General features: G+C 71.3%; 15 protein-coding genes. 9 read left to right on the top strand and 6 right to left on the bottom strand.

Annotated features, from left to right (window positions below; genetic code table 11):
- The first annotated feature begins 42 nt into the window (after window positions 1-42).
- The 4 genes from ABN273_RS47345 to ABN273_RS47330 all read left to right on the top strand — a co-directional run bounded on the left by ABN273_RS47345 (window position 43) and on the right by ABN273_RS47330 (window position 2,999).
- On the top strand, window positions 43-333 hold the full coding sequence (locus tag ABN273_RS47345; RefSeq protein WP_349456171.1) for an antibiotic biosynthesis monooxygenase family protein: 291 nt from the start codon (window positions 43-45) through the stop codon (window positions 331-333).
- Window positions 333-1,484, top strand: coding sequence for a serine hydrolase domain-containing protein (locus ABN273_RS47340; protein ID WP_349456170.1), 1,152 nt, complete (start codon window positions 333-335; stop codon window positions 1,482-1,484). Before ABN273_RS47345 ends, ABN273_RS47340 begins: the two co-directional genes overlap by 1 nt.
- Before the next feature lie 82 nt (window positions 1,485-1,566).
- Window positions 1,567-2,166: a TetR/AcrR family transcriptional regulator gene (locus ABN273_RS47335; RefSeq protein ID WP_349456169.1), complete on the top strand. Its 600-nt coding sequence runs from the start codon at window positions 1,567-1,569 to the stop codon at window positions 2,164-2,166.
- Between the two features lie 20 nt (window positions 2,167-2,186).
- Window positions 2,187-2,999: an SDR family NAD(P)-dependent oxidoreductase gene (locus ABN273_RS47330; RefSeq protein WP_349456168.1), complete on the top strand. Its 813-nt coding sequence runs from the start codon at window positions 2,187-2,189 to the stop codon at window positions 2,997-2,999.
- Window positions 3,000-3,096: 97 nt separating this feature from the next.
- Here the strand turns inward: ABN273_RS47330 and ABN273_RS47325 are convergent, their stop codons facing one another.
- On the bottom strand, window positions 3,097-3,948 hold the full coding sequence (locus ABN273_RS47325; RefSeq protein WP_349456167.1) for a FadR/GntR family transcriptional regulator: 852 nt from the start codon (window positions 3,946-3,948) through the stop codon (window positions 3,097-3,099).
- Window positions 3,949-4,179: 231 nt separating this feature from the next.
- On the opposite strand from ABN273_RS47325, the gene ABN273_RS47320 reads away from it, so the two are divergent.
- Window positions 4,180-5,382: a mandelate racemase/muconate lactonizing enzyme family protein gene (locus tag ABN273_RS47320; protein ID WP_349456166.1), complete on the top strand. Its 1,203-nt coding sequence runs from the start codon at window positions 4,180-4,182 to the stop codon at window positions 5,380-5,382.
- On the top strand, window positions 5,379-5,975 hold the full coding sequence (locus ABN273_RS47315; RefSeq protein ID WP_349456165.1) for an alcohol dehydrogenase catalytic domain-containing protein: 597 nt from the start codon (window positions 5,379-5,381) through the stop codon (window positions 5,973-5,975). Before ABN273_RS47320 ends, ABN273_RS47315 begins: the two co-directional genes overlap by 4 nt.
- Here the strand turns inward: ABN273_RS47315 and ABN273_RS47310 are convergent.
- Window positions 5,953-6,384, bottom strand: a complete 432-nt coding sequence (locus ABN273_RS47310) for a MarR family winged helix-turn-helix transcriptional regulator (protein WP_349456164.1) — start codon at window positions 6,382-6,384, stop codon at window positions 5,953-5,955. The two genes, ABN273_RS47315 and ABN273_RS47310, sit on opposite strands and share 23 nt — an antisense overlap.
- Window positions 6,385-6,484: 100 nt before the next feature.
- Between ABN273_RS47310 and ABN273_RS47305 the strand changes: the two genes are divergently transcribed.
- Window positions 6,485-7,936 (top strand): MFS transporter, encoded by a 1,452-nt coding sequence (locus ABN273_RS47305; RefSeq protein WP_349456163.1) that lies wholly within the window; start codon window positions 6,485-6,487, stop codon window positions 7,934-7,936.
- Here ABN273_RS47305 and ABN273_RS47300 read toward each other — a convergent pair.
- The 3 genes from ABN273_RS47300 to ABN273_RS47290 all read right to left on the bottom strand — a co-directional run bounded on the left by ABN273_RS47300 (window position 7,933) and on the right by ABN273_RS47290 (window position 14,905).
- The gene (locus ABN273_RS47300; protein ID WP_349456162.1) at window positions 7,933-10,581 is read right to left on the bottom strand and encodes an NACHT domain-containing protein; all 2,649 of its coding nucleotides are present in this window, start codon (window positions 10,579-10,581) and stop codon (window positions 7,933-7,935) included. The genes ABN273_RS47305 and ABN273_RS47300 overlap by 4 nt on opposite strands.
- Window positions 10,578-11,174: a hypothetical protein gene (locus ABN273_RS47295; RefSeq protein ID WP_349456161.1), complete on the bottom strand. Its 597-nt coding sequence runs from the start codon at window positions 11,172-11,174 to the stop codon at window positions 10,578-10,580. Before ABN273_RS47295 ends, ABN273_RS47300 begins: the two co-directional genes overlap by 4 nt.
- An 86-nt stretch (window positions 11,175-11,260) precedes the next feature.
- Entirely contained in the window at window positions 11,261-14,905 is a 3,645-nt protein-coding gene (locus ABN273_RS47290; RefSeq protein ID WP_349456160.1) for an nSTAND1 domain-containing NTPase, read from the bottom strand.
- A 211-nt stretch (window positions 14,906-15,116) separates the two neighbouring features.
- Here ABN273_RS47290 and ABN273_RS47285 point away from each other — a divergent pair, with 211 nt between their 5' ends.
- Window positions 15,117-16,454: a helix-turn-helix domain-containing protein gene (locus tag ABN273_RS47285; RefSeq protein WP_349456159.1), complete on the top strand. Its 1,338-nt coding sequence runs from the start codon at window positions 15,117-15,119 to the stop codon at window positions 16,452-16,454.
- A 225-nt stretch (window positions 16,455-16,679) separates the two neighbouring features.
- On the opposite strand, the gene ABN273_RS47280 is transcribed toward ABN273_RS47285, so the two are convergent.
- On the bottom strand, window positions 16,680-17,429 hold the full coding sequence (locus ABN273_RS47280; protein ID WP_349456158.1) for an SDR family NAD(P)-dependent oxidoreductase: 750 nt from the start codon (window positions 17,427-17,429) through the stop codon (window positions 16,680-16,682).
- Between the two features lie 89 nt (window positions 17,430-17,518).
- On the opposite strand from ABN273_RS47280, the gene ABN273_RS47275 reads away from it, so the two are divergent.
- Window positions 17,519-18,079: a TetR family transcriptional regulator gene (locus ABN273_RS47275; protein ID WP_349456157.1), complete on the top strand. Its 561-nt coding sequence runs from the start codon at window positions 17,519-17,521 to the stop codon at window positions 18,077-18,079.
- Window positions 18,080-18,104 lie beyond the last annotated feature (25 nt).

Genomic DNA, 18,104 nt, shown 5'->3' with positions numbered 1-18,104 from the left:
TATATGGTGGCCTGTGTTGGAGCACGAACGATGGAGGCAGAGATGACCGCGGTGGAGTTGACCCGGTTCACGGTGGCGCCGGACAAGACTGAGGAGATGCTGGCCGCCCGTCCTGGGATGGTGGCGGATTTCCGGGCCGACCGGGAGGGCTTCCTCGGCGCCCGGCTGGTGCGGTTGCCCGGCGATGAATGGCTGGACGTGGTGGAGTGGCGATCGCCGGAGGACTTCGCCGCCTCTCGTGCCAAGGGCGCCAACCTTCCAGGCATCGCCGCGTTCTTCGCCACGCTCGGCGACCTCGTCAGCGACGAGCTGGGCACTCTGGAGGTGCAGTGATGCCCGGCACGACGAGCCTGGTTCATGGCACGGTGGCCACGGGATTCGAGGGCGTCGCCGAGCGGTTCGCCGCCGTCGTGGCGGCCGAGCCCGACCCCGGCGCGCAGCTCGCGGTCTATCACCGGGGCCGCCAGGTGGTCGACCTGTGGGCCGGCCGGGAGGTGAGCGCGGATTCGCTGCACGCCCTGTTCTCCTCGGGCAAGGCCGCCGCGCACCTGGTGGTCGCGCTGCTGGTCCAGGACGGAACGCTGGACCTGGACCGGCCCGTCGCCTCCTGGTGGCCGGAGTTCGCCGCCGAAGGCAAGGCCGCGATCACGTTGCGGGAGCTGCTGGCCCACCGCGCCGGGCTGATCGGCGTGGACGGCGGATTCACCGTCGCCGAGCTGGCCGACGACCGGCTCATCGCCGAACGGCTCGCTTCCCAGCGCCCCTATTGGCAGCCGGGGACCGGATACGGCTACCACGCCTTCGTGATCGGCGCGCTCACCGGCGAGGTGGTGCGCCGGGCCACCGGAAAGTCCCTCCAGGAGGTGTACGACGAGCGCATCCGCGTTCCGTACGGACTGGACTTCTATCTGGGGCTCCCCGAGCACCTCGAGCCCCGCTACGTCCCGGTCCAGCCGCTGTTCCCCGAAGAGCAGGAGGCCGCCGCGGCACACGCGCCCGCGCCGGACAGCCTCACCGGGATCGCCTTCAACCTCAACGCCACCCCAGCCACCGATCTGGCCGAGTTCGCCAACACCCGGATGGTCCGGGCCCTGGGTCCCGCCTCCTCCGGCAGCGTCGGCAGCGCGCGCGGCCTGGCCAGGATGTACGCGGCGGCCATCGGTCGGATCGACGGCCACCCGCCGCTCCTGCGTCCGGGCACGCTGGCCGAGTTCACCGCGCCGCACACGCCCGGCCGTGACCTGGTCACCGGCGAGAGCGACCACTTCCTGCTCGGCTTCGAAGCCCAGGGCGTCCGATACCCGGCACTCGGCCCCGCCGCGTTCGGCCACAGCGGCGCGGTGGGCGCCCAGTCCTTCGCCGATCCCGCCACCGGCATCGCCTACAGCTACACCCGGCGCCGCTTCTCCTTCGGAGGAGGCGGCGGGGCGTCCGAGAACCAGCACCTCATCCGCGCGGTCGTCCAAGCCGCGGGCAACGCTTGATAGCCATTCGCGGAAGTGTGCATCGTTAACTTGGTCGGCGGCCAAAGTTGAACTCCATCCAACTTTCTACTATGTTCGAGATGTGACCGAAGAGGAGAAGCTGGGGCTACGGGAGCGCAAGAAGCTGGAGACGTGGCGGTCCATCAGGGCCGCCGCGCTGCGGCTGATCAACGAGCGGGGCTACGAGGCGGTCAACGTCGACGACATCGCCGCCGCGGCCAACGTCTCGCGCAGCACCTTCTTCAACTACTTCGCCACCAAGGAAGCCACCGTCTTCGACCCCGACCCCATGGAGGCGGACGCGTGGCGCGGGCTCATGAACGACCGGCCGGACGACGAGCCGCTCTGGGTCTCGCTGCAGGAGATCCAGCTGGGCTACATGTCGCTGCTGGCCGACCGCCTGGCGCTGCAGAAGCGGCTCAAGGCGGCCTCACCGGCCCTGGCGACGTCCAAGCGTGACTCCTCCGACCGGTTCTTCGCCGAGCTTCGCGAGTGGGTCGCCTCCCGCACGCCGCCCGGCGCGGAGATGCATGCCGCCCTGCAGGCCAACACCGCGCTCGCCGTACTGAGGACCGCGTACGACGCCTGGTCGCCCGAGGACGGATTCGAGCGGTTCCTCCAGCTCGCCCACGACTGCTTCGACCGGGCCGGCCGAGGGCTGGCCCCGGACCGACCACACTGATCATCAGAAGGACACCCATCATGAGCAAGGTCTGGTTCATCACCGGCACTTCGCGCGGCTTCGGCCGCAGCTGGGCCGTCGCCGCGCTGGAGCGCGGCGACAAGGTCGCCGCCACGGCCCGCGACACCGCGACCCTCAAGGACCTCGTCGAAAGGCATGGCGAGTCGATCCTCCCGATCGCGCTGGACGTCACCGACCGCGAGGCCGCCTTCGCCGCCGTACGGCAGGCCCACGCCCACTTCGGCCGTCTGGACGTCGTCGTCAACAACGCGGGCTACGGCCACTTCGGCATGGTCGAGGAGCTCACCGAGGCGGAGGCCCGCGCCCAGATCGAGACCAACGTGTTCGGCGCGCTGTGGGTCACCCAGGCCGCGATCCCGCTGCTGCGCGAGCAGGGCGGCGGGCACATCATGCAGGTCTCCAGCATCGGCGGCGTCGCCGCGTTCCCCGGTCTGGGCATCTACCACGCCTCCAAGTGGGCGCTGGAGGCCTTCTCCGAGGCGCTCTCCCAGGAGGTCGCGCCCGCCGGCATCAAGGTGACCATCATCGAGCCGGGCGGGTACGCCACCGACTGGGCCGGCGACTCCTCCGTCCACTCCGAGCCCAACCCCGTCTACGAGCCGTTCCGCGAGGTCAGGGCCAAGATGCGGGCCGGCATCACCGCGCCGGGGCCGGACGCCACCGTCGCGGCCGTGCTCGCCGCCGCCGACGCCGGCGAGCCGCCGCTGCGCCTGCTGCTGTCGGGCGCGGCCTACGACATCGCCGCCGGCGTGTACGCCCAGCGCCTGAAGACCTGGGCCGAGTGGGAGGACACCTCCCGCGCCGCCGGCTGACCCGCCGCCACCCGCCACGCCGAACGCGGTGACGCCCTGCGGCTCAATGGGCCGCGCATCCTGAACGGGGTGCCGATCAGCGGCGGCGGGGGCGACGTCATGAGGGCGTGCGCTCCGCCATGAGGTCGTCGCCGGACTGCGCCGCAGGGGAGGCGAGCTGGTGCTCGATGACCTCGGCGAGATTGGCGTCCATGTCGGGACCGTAGAACTCCTCGGCGAGGTCGAGGTGGCGGCGCATCGCCTCGCGCGCGCCGTCGGGATCGCGGTCGAGGATGTGCTCCAGGATCACGGTGTGCAGGGGCTCGCCGGCCTCCCGCACCTCGCGGTCGCTGAGGCTGCGCAGCATCAGCCCGTACGTGAGGTCCTGGATCGAAGTGAACATCATGTGGATGACCGGGTTGCCGGAGGCCCTGGCGATGGTCTCGTGGAAGGTGAGGTCGACCCGTGCCCTGGCGTGCACGTCGCCCGGCCGGGCGAAGAGCTGGTGGACGCGGAGCAGATCGGTGCGGTCCCGCTTGGTGGCGTTGACGGCGGCCAGGCCCGCGGCCTCGGTCTCCAGCATGACCCGCGCCCGCATGAGCTGGCGGGCGGTCACGCCGGCGGCGCGGGCCGCGAGGTACATCGGCCGCATCAGGTTCTCGGCCGTGTAGCGGCGCACGAAGCTGCCGCGCTGCGGCGAGACCTCGATCAGCCCGCGCTCCTGCAGGGCACGGAGCACCTCCCTGATGACCGGGCGGCTGACCGCGAACTCGGTCGCCAGGTCGCGCTCGGACGGCAGCCGCACGCCGGCGGCCCAGTGGCCGGTCAGGATCCGGTCCTCCAGGACGGCGATCAACGCTCCCGGCGTGGTCTTACCACTTTCCGCGGTCACGCTCTCGGGCGACGGCCTCTTCCCGTCATCGGCGGTCACGCTCTCGGGCGACGGCTTCTTCGCGCCATCAGCGGTCATGCCGACCACGGTAGCGGCTCGCCGCCGGTGGCGAGCCCGGTGCCGTGCCAGCACGCCCGGTCCAGCCAGGAGAAATCCCACATGGTGATCGCTAAGGGACTGTTGGTCAACGTCATGGTCTCAACATCCGTTCTGACGTTGGTCTTACCAGATTGCTCGAGCTTCCCTGGCAGATATGGTCCTGTCAAGGTCCTTGTGTGTGCTGGTCTGACCAGATATGGTCCTCGAACCATGAGCATCCGAGCCGTCGGCCTGGAAACCATCCGATGCCCGATTCAGCCCAACGTGCTCCTGGTACGGCTGCACACCGACGACGGCCGGACCGGCCTCGGTGAGTCGTTCTTCGGGGCGGAGTCGGTCGAGGCGTACCTGCACGAGACCGTCGCGCCGCAGCTCGTGGGCGCGCCGCTGCCCAGCCCGGAGCGGCTGCGCCGGCTGCTCACCGGCCACGTGGGCTTCCAGGGCAGCGGGGTGGAGACCCGCGGCAACGGGGCGATCGACATGGCCGTGTGGGACCTGCTCGGCAAGGCGGCGGGCCTGCCGGTGGCCGCCCTGCTCGGCGGGCCCTACCAGGACGGCCTGCCGGTCTACAACACCTGCGCGGGGCCGTCGTACGTCAAGAACGAGTCGCGCCAGGCCGTGTCGAACTGGGGCCTGGCGGAGACGTCGCCGTACGAGGACCTGCGCGGCTTCCTCGAACGGCCGGGCGAACTGGCCAAGGACCTGTGGGACGAGGGGCTGCGCGCCATGAAGGTGTGGCCGTTCGACCAGGCGGCCGAGCGCACCGGCGGCATGCGGCTGGAGCGGGCCGACCTGCTCGCCGGACTGCGGGTGCTCGACGAGATCAAGAACGCCGTACCCGACATGGACGTCATGGTCGAGCTGCACGGGCTCTGGAGCCTGCACGCCGCGCTCGGCCTGGTCGCGGAGCTCGAGCGCTTCGCCCCGTACTGGGTCGAGGACCCGTTGCGGTCCGACAGCCACGCCTCCTACGCCACGCTGCAGGCCGCGACGTCCGTGCCGCTGGCCACCGGCGAGACGCTGACCGGGCAGCGCTCGTTCCGCGCGCTGCTGGAGCGCTCGGCGATCCGGGTCGCGATCGTCGACATCGGTTGGACGGGCGGGCTGACCGAGGCGCGCAAGATCGCCGCGCTCGCCGACTCGTACGACTTGCCGTTCGCGCCGCACGACTGCACCGGGCCCGTCTCGTTCGCGGCCTGCGTGCACCTCGCCCTGAGCCAGCCCAACGCGCTGGTGCAGGAGAGCGTGCGCGCGTTCCGCCACACCTGGTACCAGGAGCTGGCGACCGGCCTGCCGCGGGTGGAGCACGGCCGGGTGACCCTGGACGGGCGGCCCGGGCTGGGCGTCGAGCTCGCCGACGGCCTCACCGAGCGGCCGGGCGTGACGACCCGGCTGACCGGGTCCCGGGCATGAAGGCGCTGCGCTGGTACGGACGCGGCGACGTCCGGCTGGTCGACGTCGACGTGCCGAGGCCCGGCCCCGGCGAGGTGCTGATTGCGGTCACGCTCTGCGGCATCTGCGGCAGCGACGTCGAGGAGTACCACGCGGGCCCGATCGTGGTGCCGGTGTCGCCGCACCCGCTGACCGGCCGGGCGGCGCCGCTCACCCTGGGACACGAGGTCGTCGGCGTGGTGGCGGAACCCGGCGAGGGCGTCACCCTCGCCCCCGGCACCCCGGTCGTGCCCGACGTGGTGCTGGGCTGCGGGCGGTGCTGGTGGTGCGCGCGCGGGGAGTACCCGCTGTGCGAGCGTGGGGCGGCGCTCGGGCTGCAGGACGACGGCGGGCTGGCGGAGTACCTGGTGGCTCCGGCCGACCGCTGCGTCCCCCTGCCCGACGGCATGCCCGCCGACGTCGCCGTCTTCGCCGAGCCCGCGGCGGTCGCCGTGCGCGCGCTCGACAAGGCCGGCCCCGTGTCCGGCCCCGTGTCCCGCCCCGGTGGGCTCGCCGTTGCGGGGCGCGGCGGGGCGTTCGGCGTGTGCGAGGCTAGTGCTCGATGCTGGCGTTGAAGTGCGCCAGTCCTTCGGCGAAGGCGGCCAGCTCCTGCGGGGTCCAGTCCCTCAGGACCGTGGCGAGGCCGTTGAGCCGGTACTCGCGCTCACCGGCGACCCGGCGCAGGCCCTCCTCGGTGATGCGGAGTTTGCGCGCCATCCCGCCCTCGGGGTCGGGGATGCGCTCGGCCAGGCCGTCGCGGAGCAGGACGGCGGTCTGCCGGTTGACGGTGGAGGTGTCGAGGCTGAATGCCTGCGCGAGCTGGCCGATCGACATCGGTCCCTCGGCCTCGAGCCGGCTGAGCAGGATGTAGCTGCTGCCGCGCTCGAGCCGCCGTTCCTGGGCGGGCGCGGCCGTCGCCGCCAGCTCCTTGTAGCGGCCGATGAGCATGAGCTCGCGCTCAATGTGAGCGATCTCCTCGCGCACGAGTACCTCCCCACCGCGTCTCGAATATCCCTCTATATAGCGAACTGTAGGATACACACCATATGCATCGTGCATACTCTCGGTGAGATTCGGAGAACTCATGAGTTCGACGCGCGCCGCCCCGTCCAGCGGAGCGATCATCAGTGTGCTGGCGGCGGCGGGCATCACGGTCTCGCTGATGCAGACCCTGATCGTCCCGCTGATCGCCACCCTGCCGACCCTGCTGCACACCACCGCTGCCGACGCCTTCTGGGCCATCACCGCGACCCTGCTGGCCGGCGCGGTGGCCATGCCCGTGTCGGGACGGCTCGGCGACCTGTACGGCAAGCGCCGCGTCATGATGGCCAGCGCGCTCCTGCTGGCCATCGGCTCCCTGGTGTGCGCGCCCGCCGACTCGCTGACCCCCATGGTGGTCGGCCGCACGTTGCAGGGGCTCGGCATGGGCGTGATCCCGCTGGGCATCGCCATCATGCGTGACGTGCTGCCGCCGCAGCGGCTCGGCTCGGCCATCGGGCTGATGAGCTCCTCGCTGGGCGTGGGCGGTGCGCTCGGGCTGCCCGCCGCCGCGCTCGTCGCCCAGTACGTCAGCTGGCATGCGCTGTTCTGGGCGGCGGCCGGGCTCGGCCTGCTGATGAGCGTCCTGATCCTGCTGATCGTGCCGGAGTCGCCGGTGAAGTCGCCGGGACGCTTCGACTTCGTCGGGGCGGCGGGGCTGGCGGCCGGCCTGGTCCTGCTCCTGCTGCCGGTCTCCAAGGGCAGCGACTGGGGCTGGACGAGCGGCACCACGCTCGGCATGTTCGCCGCCTCGGCGGTGATCCTGCTGTTGTGGGGGTGGTGGGAGCTGCGCACGCCCGCGCCGCTGATCGACCTGCGCACCAGCGTGCGCCGCCAGGTGCTGATGACCAACCTGGCCTCCATCGTCATCGGCTTCGCCATGTACGCGATGTCGCTGATCACGCCCCAGCTGCTGCAACTGCCCACGGCGACCGGGTACGGCCTTGGCCGTTCGATGGTCGAGGCCGGCCTGTGGATGGCGCCGGCCGGGCTGATGATGATGGCCATCTCGCCCGTGGCGGCGCGCCTGTCGGCCGCCCGCGGACCCAAGACGTCCTTGCTGCTCGGCACGATCGTCATCGCCGCCGGCTACCTCCTGGCCCTCGTGCTGATGGGCGAGGCGTGGGGAATCCTGATCTTCTCCGCCGTGGTCGCCGCCGGGATCGGCTTCGCCTACGCGGCCATGCCGTCCATCATCATGAGCGCCGTACCGCTCACCGCGACGGCCGCCGCCAACGGCCTCAACAGCCTGATGCGCTCGATCGGCACGTCCTGCGCCAGCGCCGTGCTCGGGGCGGTGCTGGCCAACATGACGATCAAGCTCGGTCCCGTGACGCTGCCGTCCGAAGCCGGCTTCCGCGCCGGCTTCCTCATCGGCGGCGGCGTGGCGCTGCTGGCGGCGCTGATCGTCCTGACCATCCCGGGCCGCCGCGCCACCGCGCCCCGTGCGGCCTCCGACCGGCCCGCCGACGCCGGCCGCGAGGTCCGCACGCACTAGCCGTACCGGCCCGACGGTGTTCCTTCGTATCGTGACGACTCGCGGCCGGTGCCGTTCCCGGCGCTCTCGGGCGGAGTCAGGAAGTCCTGGAGTTCGCGGTGCCGGAACTGGTACGTGGCGCCGGTGACGCGCAGCAGCCGTGCCTCGCAGGCCCAGTCGAGAAAGTCCCACAGCCGCAACGGAAGCAGACCGCGCGTGGCTGCGACGGCCAGGCCGATCATGGCGCGGGTCCAGGCGATCGCGCCGAAGGCCAGGCCGAAGGTCACGCCGCCGACGATCGCGCACACCAGTGACTCGACGACGTCCTGGTTCATGACGAACACCAGGAAAGCGGCGACACCGCCGGTGAGGCCGAAAGCCAGGCCGATCGTCGGGTTGCGGTGGAGGGCCTCCCGCGGGTGGGCGAGCTCCGCATCCCTGCTCCAGCCCCCAGTGGCGATCTTGAAAACGACCCCGAGCGCGAAAGCCAGGACGAAGGCTCCGGTGACGCCTACGGCCAGCGGCACCGGGCCGGCGTGGGCCAGCCGCAGCGGCGCCAGTCCGGTGAGCGCGCCGCACAGTCCGAAGCCCAGCAGGATGACGGGTTCGGCGCGGACCGCCTCCGACACAGTCATGCGCTCGGCTCCCCGCCGACCGGCAGCGGTCACTCCGATGACCGCGCCAAGCGCCAGCCCCCCGGTTCCCCCCGCGGCGACGGCGAAGACGGGACCGAAGATTCGCTCTCCGGTCAGTATCAGCCCGGCCAGGCCACCGAGCACTCCGACGGGGAGCCCCGCCAGGGCGCCGAGCAGACCGCCGGTGACGCGCCGCCCGCGAGGGACATTGGTTCGCCCACCGGCGGCGGCCGGCCACGGCGACAGCGACAGGCCGGTTGCGATGCCCACCCAGCCCGTCATGAGGGCCAAGGTGAGCATCTCCTCCGGGGCGAGTCCGTCACGCAGGTCGCCAGGGCTGTCGACCGCCGAGCCCGTCCAGAAGACCAGCATGGCGATGACCGAGAAGAGCACACAGCACAGACAGTGCAATGCCTGGACCAGGCGCCGGCCGCCGATCGGCCACAGCAGGTGGGGGACGATGTCGATCGCCGTCAGGCCGGGCGGCGGCCGATCCTCCTCGGCGGTGCGAGCGGCCTGCCAGCGCAGGTGGGCCGCGAGGTGCACGAGCCACGATCGCACCTGAGGGGGCTGGTAGGGAGCGCTGTGGGCGGCGCGGGGCGTGAGGCCGGTCGCCGCCGGGACGTACGCCTCCAGCAGCCGCCGGCCGATCACCGCCGCTCCCTCACGAGGGTCGGCGCGCGGATCCACCCGGAGCAGTTCGACCGGGTCGGCGCCGGCCTCCACGGCGGTGGCGGTCAGCAACAGCCGCCAGGGTGTGGCGAGAGCGGTGTGCACGGCCTTTCCCCCCGGTCCGGACAGTGCCGCGTGGATGTCGTCGCGGTGCCTTTCGCATGGATGGCGGTCCGGCCAGCGGGCGTGCAGGTACGTGCTGATCTGTTCGGTGGTCAGGTTGCGAAGATGGATCCGGGCGGCGTTGTCCAGCTCGACCCCGGCCTCGCGCAGCTCGGCGTGACGATCGGCGCGACAGGTCACGACGACCGCTCCCGGACGCCGCCCGGAAAGGTCGCTGTACCGGTTGAGCTCGGTGAGCAGCCCGATCGCCCGGCGCGGCGGGCCCATCGACGGCTCGGGGTCCAGCTCGTCCAGCCCGTCCACCACCGGCAGCACCCGGCGATCGCGCACCAGCCGCAGCGCGTCCTTGGCCGCGAGCCCGAAGTCCTGCACCAGCTGCTCGGCCAGCCATGGTTCGAACGGCCGCCCCAAGGTCCATCGGGTCGCGTTCAGGCGTACCGGCACCATCTGCGGCTGACCGGGTCGGCCATCTGCGGCCACGAAAGGCTCCAGCAGTTGCAGCACCAGCTCGATGGCGAGCACTGTCTTGCCCGACCCTGAGGAGCCCACGACGAGCAGGCGCTGCGGGCGCAGGCCGGTGAAGAGACGGCCGATCGACTGCAGGTCGTCCGCCACCTCGCCGGGTGCGTCGTCGCGATGGATGGAGTCGGCGTACAGCCCGAAGGAGACGGGCGCGATGTTGTAGCCGCCCAGCAGCCCTTTTCGGGCCCTGTCCTCTTCCCGGACCACTCGCCGTGACAGCAGTTCGAGTGTGTGATCCGCCGCGAGACGATCGTTGGTCCTGGCCTGGGCCGTCGCGTCCCCTGCCGGGCCGGCGGTCTCGCCCGTGGCAGGCGTCTCCGCCGCCGGAGGTTCCGCCACGGCCTCCGGCGGCATTCGCTCATCGGGTGGAGTGACCGGTTCGGTCAGGGCCGTCCTGGCGGCTCGCCAGCGTTCGAGCTCACCGGGAACCAGCTCGGCCGGAAAGTCGCAGGAGCGTAGGCAGGCGGTGACGAAGGCCCGCACGAAATCCCACCGCGGCAGCCGGTCGGTCTGCCGCAGAACATGCGAGGTCGTGCTCTTCGGCAACGCGTCGACCATGGCTCCGTCCGAGGCCGCCGTCTGGCCGCCGAGAGAGCGCAGCCTGCTCAACGACGGCTCGCCCGCCCATTGTTTGAGCCGGACCAGCGAGTGGACGAAGTCCGCCACGCTGTCGGCCTCGGTGGGATCGGGCGGGCCGGGACGGTCTGCGATCATGAGCGCCCCATCCCCACCAGTGACCACTCGAACCTGGCCCTGCCGCGCCGAGGCCAGCGGCCGTCCAGGTACCGGCCCTCCAGTGTCTGGACGTGGCGGGACTCCATCAGGAAGTTGCGTGCCTCGTCGGCTTCGACCAGCTCCCGGCCGACCGCGATCGGCACGAACCCGTGCCGGGGAATGTAGACCCATCGGCCGCGGTCCCAGTCATAGGGGTCGAACCAGCGGTGGCGGACCGTGCCGGACACCTCCACCTCCCGGCCGTCCCGGGTCAGGACGAACGAGCCCTGCGAGCGCAGCAGGCTCACCCTGCTGACGTAGAAGAGCTCCGTACCGATGAACGCGTTGATCCGCGCGTCCCAGTGGTCGTGCAGCCAGGTGGAGGCGCCGTCGTGCAGCCGCCGCGCCTCCCGGGCGAGCTGCCGTTCGAAGCGGCGCTGGTTCTTGCGCTCGGCATTCTTGATCACTTTGAACGAGCGCAGCCAGCGCAGGGACATCGTCCTGGAGGCGCCCGCGCCGTCCATGAAGTGTTCCAGGAAGTCGGACGCGAGCGGGTGGAGCTGCCGGCCGCCGTCGATGATCGAACGGAACAACGCAGCCAGTTCCGGGACGGGCCTGTCTGTCCGTCGCCGAAAACCTCGAAGGAACATGCTCGCTCTCTCCGTGGTGGGGGCCAGGGTCACGGACACGTCTCGCGGTACTTCTCCTGTGGTACCAGATTCTCCCATTCCTCCTTGGTGAGGGAGCGGCCCGCGTTGGCGCACGCGGCGGCCACCAGGTCGGGGGGCGTGCGGACGTTCCACAGCCGTGCGGTCTTGTCGTTCGACACCGTGGCGACGGTTGTCCCGTCCCCGCTGTAGGAGAGCGCGGTCACGCCCTTGGTGTGGCCGATCCTCGGAGAGCCGAGCTGCCGGTAGGTCCGCAGGTCCCACAGCTGCACGTCGCCGTTGCTGAGGCCGGTGACGAGTACCTCGCCGTCCGGGCTGAAGGCGAGGGTGTTCGTCGAGCCGTCCTCGAGCATCAGGCCGATGCCGACCGGACGGCGGCGCGGCACGTCCCACAACCGCACGCTGTAGTCGGAGGCCGTGAAGGCCAGCCTCCGGCCGTCGGGGCTGAACGCCATGGCGTTGACGAACCCGGCCTGGGCCGCGTTCGACGGGCCCGGGAGCTCGCGGCCCGTGGCCACGTCGAAGAGCCGTATCCGGTTGTCGAAGCCCGTGGTCGCCACAGTCGCCCCGTCGGGGCTGATCGCCATCGCCGTGATGAGGTCGGTGTGGTCGGGGACGGTGATGCGCGGCCCGGTCTCAGCGCGGCGCGCGAGGTCCCAGAACACGATGGACTTGTCCTTCTGAGCGGCGACGAACCTGCCGTCGGCACTGATCACGGCGGATGAGAGTGTCCTTTCATGGGCGATCTCGCGGCGGCTCGCGAGGTCCCAGAGCCGCAGGCCGTCCGCGCCTTCCGACAGGAGCGTCCGCCCGTCGGGGGTGAAGCTGAGCCGGTACACCGCACGGCGAGGGCCCTCGGGGTTCAGCGGGGGGCCGAGGCGACGCTGGGTGGCGACGTCCCAGAGCTGGATCGCGGGGTTCCTGTCGTCGGGCATGCCGGCGGCCAGCATCCGTCCGTCCGGGCTCAGCGCGACGGCCCCCAGCGCCGGCATGGGGGTTCCGAGCTGTAAGTAGGTCCGGGCGTCGGCCAGCCGTACCACGCCGTCGCCGCCCGCGGCGGCGACCAGCTTCCCGTCCGGGCTGAACGCCACGCTGTTGACGATGCTGTAGTTGTCGGCGAGCATGAGCAACTGCTGCCGGCTGGCCGTGTCCCACAGGACGGTACGGCCGCTGTCCCCGCCGGTGACGATCCGTGTGCCGTCCGGGCTGAAGGAGATCGACTCGTAACCGGCGTTGCGGTCCTTGAGCATTCCTATCTGCTTGCGCGTGGCGATGTCCCACAGGCGACCCGTCCGGTCCCAGCTCAGGGTCGCGAGCGTGGTGCCGTCCGGGCTGATGGCGACGTCGCCGACGGCCCCGCGGTGTCCGGTGAAGGGAGCGCCGAGCTGGCGGGACGTGGCGGTGTCCCAGAGGCGTGCGGTGTTGTCCGCGCTCGCGGTGGCCAGGATCTTCCCGTCCCGGCCGAAGGCCACGCCGTGGATGACGCTCGAAAGGTCGCGCCCGTAGTCGGGGCGGCCCATGGGAGCGCCGTGCGGACGGTGCGTGGCCACGTCCCACTGCTGGACGACGCCTCTGTTGTCGCCGGTCACGAAGGTCTTCCCGTCCGGGTTGTACGCGATCGCCGACACGACCTCCGTGTGCTCCAGCGGGGCGCCCAGCTCGCGGTGGGTGGCCACGTCGTAGAACCGGATGGTGCTGAGACACACCGTGGCCAGCGTACGGCCGTCGGGGCTGAGGGCCAGCGTGATGCGTGAGCACTCGTACTTCGGACGGGTGATCGGGGCGCCGAGTTGCCGCCGCGACGCCGTGTCCCAGAACCGCACGGTGCCGTCGTTACTTCCTGTCACGATGGTCGAACTGTCGGGGGTGAACGCCAGCGCCGTCAGTGGTCTCGTGTCCGCCGCGAGGTTCCCCCGGGCGGTGCGGGTCGCCGCGGACAGCACGCGGCTGCGGGCCTCGTCGGTCTCAGCGATCCGCCAGGCCGCCACGGCGAGCCTCGAGGCCAGAGGGGCGTCGCCGGTGACCTCGCTCTGCGCCGCGAGCTGGCGGGAGCTCGCCTGCCTGCGCTGCCAGTCGGCGTCGTTCGCCGCCTTGACGGCGGTGCCGGCCGCGATGAGGGCGAGCACCGACAGCACCGCGAGGCCGGCCATGACGAGACGACGGCGGCGGCCCGCCCGCCGCACCTCCCGCGTGGACGCCGCGAGGAAGCGCTCCACGGTGGGGCCGGGCGGCGGAAAGCTGTCGGGGTCGCGCTCCCAGCGGGGCCGGTTGTCGTCCACGGTCAGCAGCCGGGCGCCCCGGTAGAGGAAGGCGGGGTCGCGGTGGTTGCCGGCCCACTGCGCGGCGTCCTCGACGAGCTGGTCGTACACAGCTTGCGCGGCGAGGTCGGGCTCGAGCCACTGCCGCAGGGTGGGCCAGGCGGTCAGGAGCGCGTCGTGGGCGATCTCGACGGTGTCCTCGTGCAGGGTGAGCAGGCGTTGGCCGGCGAACGCGGACAGCAGCGCCTCGACCTGTAATCGGTGCTCCGCGGAGTGCGCGGCCGCGGCGGCGTGGATCTCGGCCAGCGTCGCCCTGCGCCGCGCCACCTGCTCGCCCGCGGTGATCAATGTCATCCGGCGGAAGAGCCTCAGCGCGGTCTTGCGGTCCTGCGGCGGCAGCCGCTCGAGGACCTCGTCGGCCGTACGGCGCACGGAGTCGTGGACCCGGCCGGATTCCTCGTAACCCCGGACGGTCAGGGTTCCGTCCTCACGCCTCTCCCAGGTGTTGCGCAGAGCCTGCGAAAGCAGGGGCAGGGCCCCGGCCTCGTAGTGATCGCCGGCAGCCGGGTCGACGCGCAGCTCGCCCAGGATGGTCTCCACCAGTCCGGGCTCGATCTCCAGGCCGCTCACGGCCGCGGGGCCGGTGATGGCCAGCCGCAGGTCCGACTCGGTCATCGGCTCGACGATGACCTGACCGTCCTGGATGGCCGCGGCGAACTGCGGGTAGGCGGCGCAGCGGTCCCAGTAGTCCGCGCGCACGCCGATGATCACTCCGGCGCCGTGCGGGCCCTCGGCCAGGGTGTCCAGGGCCCTGACGAACGCCTGGCGCTCCCGCTCGTCGGTCACCAGGGTGAACAGTTCCTCGAACTGGTCGACCACCAAGACGAGACGGGCGGCCGGTGGGAGAGTCTTGGACAGCGCCCGCCGTGGATCGTCCCGCAGTTGCTCGTCCACCGTGTCGACGGACCCGCCGAACGCCTGTGTCCATCCTTCGGCCAGCGCGTGAAACGGCTTCGCGGTGGGTGTGATGAGCAGGCGCGGCCAACGCTGTGATCCGGCGACCGGCAGCCTTCCTTCGGCCAGCGCCGGCATCAGCCCAGCCCGTAACAGCGACGACTTGCCCACACCGGAGGCGCCCGAGACCAGCAGGATGGATCCGTGCTCCGTCAGACGCCGTCCCAGGCGGTCGAGGAGGTTGAGCGTCGCCCGCGTCCGCCCGAAGAACAGCTCGGCTTTCGCCGTCTCGAACGGCGCAAGCCCTTGGTAGGGGCACACATCGTCCGAATGGTCGGACGACGGCGGTGCGCCGCGAGTCCGGGGCGGCTGACGGTCTGCCGGCACCCCCGGCTGGTCCTGTGCCCGCGGCCGGCGATGGCCGACCCCCTCCCGCTCGCCCATGGCGTTCATTCTGGCCAACCGCGGCCGTGCCCATCAATCGCCTTTCGGCCGGGAAGCACCGTTCGCCGGCGAGCCGGCTGGTGACGGATGACGAGCCGAAGGCCGCCATCGGCTCGCCCGCCGTCCGATTTCGTTCAATGTCGTCCGACCAGTGGCCTGAACGGTGCGAACACGGTTTCGATAGACCTCTGTCTTCACCGGCAGGGCGACGATGAGAACGGGGGTGTCGATCATCAGCGCAATGAGAGGACCGGCTCCGGTCATGGCGGGGTGGGGGCCCGGCGCGGAGCCGTCTTTGGGGGCGCTACTGCGCACGTGGCGGGAGCGGACATTACTCACTCAGGAGCAACTCGCCGAAAGGGCCGGCCTCAACGTCCGGACGGTTCGCCGGCTGGAGAACAGCGGGCTCTGGCAGCCTCGCAACAGGTCGATTCTGCTGCTGGCGAAGGCGCTGGAATTGGACGATGAAGAGCGGGCGATGCTGGTCGCTGTCACTCGCGGCCAGCAGCCTCCCGCTGACAGCGATGATCCGGAGGGGACCGGCTCACCGCCGGCATTGGCGGCCGTCCCCCGGCAGTTGCCTGCCGATGTCGCGGCGCTGGTGGGCCGCGAGCGCGAGCTGGCGATCCTGGAGAGTCACCAGAGCGCGAACACGGTGACAGTCGTCTCCATCGACGGTATGGCCGGAACAGGCAAGACGGCGCTGGCCGTGCACGCCGCCCACAGGCTCGCACCGCGATATCCCGACGGGCAACTCTTCGTGAACCTCCACGGCCATGCGCAATCGATGACGCCGATCGAACCGGGTGAAGCCCTTGCCCGCGTGCTCCGCACACTCGGCGTCCCTGGCGAGCACCTCCCCGGGCATGTCGATGACCGCGCCGCGCTGTACCGGAGCGTGCTGGCCGACCGCAAGGTCCTGATCGTCCTGGACGACGCCGCCGACGGACTCCAGATCCATCCACTGCTGCCCGCCGGCTCGGACTGCCGGGTGATCGTCACCAGCCGGCGCCGTTTCACCTGCCTGGGCGACACCCGAAGCCTGTCGCTGGAGACACTGACAGTGGCGGACGCGGTCACCTTGTTCACCCGCATGGCCGGATGGGAACGTGTCACGGGCACACCGGTGAATGTTCTGACCGAGGTTGTGCGGCGCTGCGGGCTGCTGCCCCTCGGGGTTCGCATCGCCGCCGCCCGGCTCCGGGCGCATCCCACCTGGAGCGTGCGGCATCTGCTGGACCGGCTGGCGGACGACCGGCTGGCCGAACTGAATGCCGGACGGCACAGCGTCACAGCCGCCCTGGACCTTTCCTACGCAAGGCTTTCCGCTGAACAACGACGCGCATACCGGGTGCTGGGCTCGCACATCAGTGCGGACTTCGGCGTCGACGCGGCCGCCGCCCTGTTGAACACGACCGCGCTACAGGCGAGACGGCTGCTGGACCAGCTATCGGACACCCATCTCCTGCAGGAGCCCGCCCCCGGCCGATATCGGCTCCACGACCTGGTCCGCGACCATGCCTCGGCTGTGCATCCCCGGGCCGGCTGACCGGCCCGCCCCGCTGGCGGATCTCGCGCAGCTGCGAATGGTATTGCCTGACACCGATCCCGCGAGCAGTGCTTTTGCCGTTGTCCTCACGAATCCGAGTATCACCTGCGGCCAAATAAGCGTCGAGGACATTGACCGGGCAGTAGGAGGTCATATCCGTTGAACGTAAAGATCGGGTGCTGGACACGGTGCGACGAGGGCCTTCCGGCCCGAGCGGCTCCGGGGTCAGGCCGCCGACCAGCCGCCGTCCACCGGGACGATCGCCCCGTTGATGAACGAGGCGGCGTCGGAGGCGAGGAAGACGGCGGCGTCGGCCATCTGCTCCGGCTGGGCGATGCGCTCGCCGAGTGAGAGCACGGGGCCGAGCCGGGTGGCGCCGATCGGGTCGAAGGACGCGTTGGTGGCGATGTTGGTCATGGTGGGACCGGGCAGGATGGCGTTGCAGCGGATGCCGTCGTTGGCGTACGCCCAGGCCACGCTGCGGGTGAGACCGACCACGCCGTGCTTGGACGCGGTGTAGGCGGCACCGGCGGCACCGCCGCGGATCCCGGCCTCCGACGCGGTGTTGACGATCGCGCCGCCGCCCTGGCGCAGCATGTGCGGCAGTACCGCGTGCGTGACCAGGAACGTGCCGGTCAGGTTGACCCGCAGCACCCGCTCCCACAGCTCCAGGGGGATGTCGGCGGGCAGCGCCATGGTGTCCATGATCCCGGCGTTGTTGCACAGCACGTCGACGCGCCCGTACGCGTTGATCGCGGCCTCGGCCAGGGCGGCGACCGAGGTCTCGTCGGCGATGTCGGCGGCCACCGCGACGGCGCAGTCCCCGAGCGCGGCGGCGGTCTGCTCGGCGCTCTCCGGATTGACGTCACAGGCCACGACGCGGGCGCCCGCCTTGCCGAACGCCACGGCCATGGCCCGGCCGATCCCGGACCCCGCTCCGGTGACCAGGGCCACCTTGTTGTCAAAGGTGCTCAAGAATCCGTCCTTTCGATCAGCGGGCGCCGAGCCCCGCCATGTGCGCAGCAGCAACCGGACAATGTTGTCCGGTTGCTACCATAACGGTTGTGCCGGACTCCCGTCGATCGAACAGAGGACCGAGCGCCGCGGCGGAGAACCGGGCGGCGCTGATAGCGGCGGCTCGCGAGGTCTTCGCCAGCGCCGGATACAACGCCCCGCTCAGCGCGGTCGCCCGCGCCGCGGGGGTCGGTCAGGGCAGCCTCTACCGGCACTTCCCCGACCGCATCAGTCTCGCGATGGCCGTGTTCGAGGACGGCGTCACCCAGCTGGAAGCGCTGGCGGCCGAGCCCGGCGCCACGCTCGACGACGTGCTGGCCCTGATCACCGAGCAGACCATCGACTCGACCGCGTTCATCGACATGGTCACCACGCCGCCGACGGACCCCGACCCCCGCGTCCTCGAGGTGCGCGATCGCGTGGCGAACCTCCTGGCGGGCATGCTCCCCGCCGCCCGGCGCGCGGGCGCCGTCCGCGATGACGTCACGGCCGAGGACCTGGTGCTGGTCATCGGCATGGTCGCCGGAGTCCTCGCCAAGACCCCGGCGCCCCGCCGGCGCGTGGTCGCCGGGCAGGCGTGGCGGCTGCTGCGCAAAGGGATGGCGCCATGAGGGCGCACCTCGGCTAGCATCCGCT

The sequence above is a fragment of the Nonomuraea sp. B19D2 genome (assembly GCF_040137845.1).
In the GTDB taxonomy this organism is placed as follows: Bacteria; Actinomycetota; Actinomycetes; order Streptosporangiales; family Streptosporangiaceae; genus Nonomuraea.
Note: the sequence above shows the minus strand (reverse complement) of the source record. Positions and strands in the feature narration are given on the sequence as shown.

Bases quoted from the DNA above. Each gene is read 5' to 3' on its own strand.
- ABN273_RS47345 (WP_349456171.1), top strand. From the start codon at position 43: ATGACCGCGGTGGAGTTGACCCGGTTCACGGTGGCGCCGGACAAGACT.
- ABN273_RS47340 (WP_349456170.1), top strand. From the start codon at position 333: ATGCCCGGCACGACGAGCCTGGTTCATGGCACGGTGGCCACGGGATTC.
- ABN273_RS47330 (WP_349456168.1), top strand. From the start codon at position 2,187: ATGAGCAAGGTCTGGTTCATCACCGGCACTTCGCGCGGCTTCGGCCGC.
- ABN273_RS47325 (WP_349456167.1), bottom strand. From the start codon at position 3,948: ATGACCGCTGATGGCGCGAAGAAGCCGTCGCCCGAGAGCGTGACCGCC.
- ABN273_RS47320 (WP_349456166.1), top strand. From the start codon at position 4,180: ATGAGCATCCGAGCCGTCGGCCTGGAAACCATCCGATGCCCGATTCAG.
- ABN273_RS47315 (WP_349456165.1), top strand. From the start codon at position 5,379: ATGAAGGCGCTGCGCTGGTACGGACGCGGCGACGTCCGGCTGGTCGAC.
- ABN273_RS47305 (WP_349456163.1), top strand. From the start codon at position 6,485: ATGAGTTCGACGCGCGCCGCCCCGTCCAGCGGAGCGATCATCAGTGTG.
- ABN273_RS47300 (WP_349456162.1), bottom strand. From the start codon at position 10,581: ATGATCGCAGACCGTCCCGGCCCGCCCGATCCCACCGAGGCCGACAGC.
- ABN273_RS47290 (WP_349456160.1), bottom strand. From the start codon at position 14,905: ATGGGCGAGCGGGAGGGGGTCGGCCATCGCCGGCCGCGGGCACAGGAC.
- ABN273_RS47285 (WP_349456159.1), top strand. From the start codon at position 15,117: ATGAGAACGGGGGTGTCGATCATCAGCGCAATGAGAGGACCGGCTCCG.